Origin of the sequence: Burkholderia sp. Ac-20379 (assembly GCF_017104645.1) — a bacterium.
Classification (GTDB): Bacteria; Pseudomonadota; Gammaproteobacteria; order Burkholderiales; family Burkholderiaceae; genus Burkholderia.
Genome location: NZ_JAAGPF010000588.1, coordinates 1 through 2,392 on the forward strand (window position 1 = coordinate 1; position 2,392 = coordinate 2,392).

General features: G+C 69.7%; 2 protein-coding genes and 1 pseudogene. All 3 read right to left on the reverse strand.

What is annotated here, in order from left to right:
* Window positions 1–509 (reverse strand): annotated as a pseudogene (locus G3N92_RS33000) (ornithine cyclodeaminase family protein); the annotation flags it as partial.
* A gap of 36 nt (window positions 510–545) precedes the next feature.
* Window positions 546–1,373 carry an ABC transporter permease gene (locus G3N92_RS33005; protein WP_206131710.1) on the reverse strand — a complete coding sequence of 276 codons (828 nt, stop codon included), beginning with the start codon at window positions 1,371–1,373 and terminating at the stop codon, window positions 546–548.
* 4 nt (window positions 1,374–1,377) lie between these two features.
* The coding region (locus tag G3N92_RS33010; protein ID WP_206131711.1) for an ABC transporter permease at window positions 1,378–2,392 on the reverse strand (1,015 nt) is incomplete at its 5' end.

A 2,392-nucleotide genomic window follows, 5' to 3' on the forward strand; every position in this document is an offset into this window, starting at 1 on the left:
TGCCATGTCGCGGCGCATCGCGCGGCCGCCTGCGCATCGAGATCCCACACCGCCAGATGGTCGAGCTTGCGCACGGCGGCCATGGCCGGGCCCACCAGGCTGCCCACGCGGCCCGCGCCGGCCACCACGAGACGCGTCGCATCGGCGCGGGCCAGATACGACGCGCCGAGCGCGGCGGCCGCGGCGGTGCGCCGGGACGTGATCACGTCGCCGTCGAGCATGGCGATCGGCGCGCCCGTCCCACCGTCGAACAGCGTATAGGTGGAATGCAGCCCCGGCAGCCCGCGCGCACGGTTGCCGGGGTAGATGTTGACGATCTTCACGCCGTAACGGCCGCTGTCGTCCCAGGCGGGCATCAGCAGCGAGGTGCCGGCGTCGCTCCCCTCGCCGATCGTGTGCACGTGCCGCAGCGGGACGTGGCCGCCGGCCACGAAGGCCTCGCGCAGCGCATCGATCAATGAGGGAAACGGCAGCAGCCGGGTCAGTGCGTCGGAGTCGAGTGAGTACATGGTCGATCGATCAAAGAGGAACGGGGACGCGCCGGCTCAGCGCGACGGCGCGCTCTTGCGGCGCAGCCATTCGCCGACCACCAGCAGCGCGGTCGAGAACAGCACGAGGATGGTGGCGAGCGCCACGATGGTCGGCGTGATGCTGTCGCGAATGCCGCTGAACATCTGGCGCGGAATCGTGACCTGATCGGGGCCGGCCAGGAACAGCGTGACGACGACCTCGTCGAACGAGGTGGCGAACGCGAACAGCGCGCCCGACAGCACGCCGGGCATGATCAACGGCAGCGTGACCCGGAAGAACGTCTCGATCCGGCCCGCGCCGAGGCTCAGGCTCGCATTCACCAGCGTGCGGTTGAAGCCCTTGAGCACCGCGCTCACGGTCGTCACGACGAACGGCGCGCCGAGCATCGCATGCGCGACGATCAGGCCGGTGAACGTGCCGGCCAGATGCAGGCGCATGTAGAACAGATACATGCCCACCGCCACCACCACCAGCGGCGCGACGAGCGGCGACAGGATCACGGCGGTCAGCACGCGCTTGCCCGGAAACTCGGCGCGGTCGAGGCCCAGCGCGCACAGCGTGCCGAGCACGGTCGCCAATACCGTGGCGCTCGGCGCCACGATGAAGCTGTTGCGGATCGCGCGCCACCAGGTATCCGACGCGAACAGCACGTCGTACCAGTGGAACGACCACTGCGTGATCGGATACACCAGGAACGCGTCCGCCGAGAACGACAGCGGCACCAGCGCCACGATCGGCAGCGCCAGATAAGCGAGCAGGCCGTAGCACAGCACCCGCAGCGCGACGAACACCACCTTCTCGGGCAGGCCGACCGAAGGCTCGAACGCAGGAAGAAATCGCATCGGGTCAAACCTCGCGAATCAGGTGACGACGCCCGGCCACCAGCATCCGGTAGACGACGAACAGCAGCACGGTCGCGACCAGCAGCAGCGCGCTCAGCGCCGCCGCCAGGCCCCAGTTGATCGTGGTGTTGGTGAAGTACGCCACGTAGTAGCTCAGCATCTGGTCGCCCGCCCCGCCCAGCAGCGCGGGCGCGATGTAATAACCCAGCGCGCTGACGAACACGAGCAGCGCCCCCGCCCCCACGCCGGGCGCGGTCAGCGGGGCATACACGCGCCAGAACGCGGCGAACGGGTGGCTGCCGAGCGACACGGCGGCGCGCTGATAGGTGGGCGGAATGCCGCGCATCACGGCGTGCAGCGGCAGCACCATGAACGGAATCAGGATGTGCACCATCGAAATCACCACGCCCGTGCGGTTGTAGATCAGCGCCAGCGGCGTATCGATCAGATGCATCGACATCGCGAGCCGGTTCACGACGCCCTCGCGCGGCAGCACCACCATCCACGCGGCGATCCGCACCAGGATCGAGGTCCAGAACGGGATCAGCACCGCCATCATCACGATGCGCTGGCGCGCCTCGGGCAGGCGGCTCAGCCAATAGGTGAGCGGAAAGCCGAGCACCACCACGATCGCGGTCACCACCAGGCTGATCCAGAACGTGCGGCCGAGGATCGGCAGATACACGCACTCCCCGGCGGGCAGCCATTGCAGCGAGCCGTCCGGAGCCTGCCGCGCGTCGACGGCGCGCAGCAGATAGGTGGCGCTGAGCGGACGGATCGCATGCGCGAGCGTCTGCCAGGTGTCGACCTGCCCCCAGCGCGGATCGGCGGCCAGCAACGCCTGGCGCGCGTCGCCCGGGCTCGCCGCGGCGCCGGCCATCGCATCGAGATGACGGCGGCTGCGCAGCAGCAGCACGCGCATGCCCGGCAGGTCGCGGTTCAGCCGCTCGGAGGCGTCGCCGAGCGTGCCCGCGTCGTCGGCCGCGATCACGTCCCTCGCCAGCGCGCCGAACGCGGTG

What these genes read in the sequence shown, in the direction of transcription:
- G3N92_RS33005 (WP_206131710.1), bottom strand. Translation starts at nt 1,373, where the DNA reads ATGCGATTTCTTCCTGCGTTCGAGCCTTCGGTCGGCCTGCCCGAGAAG.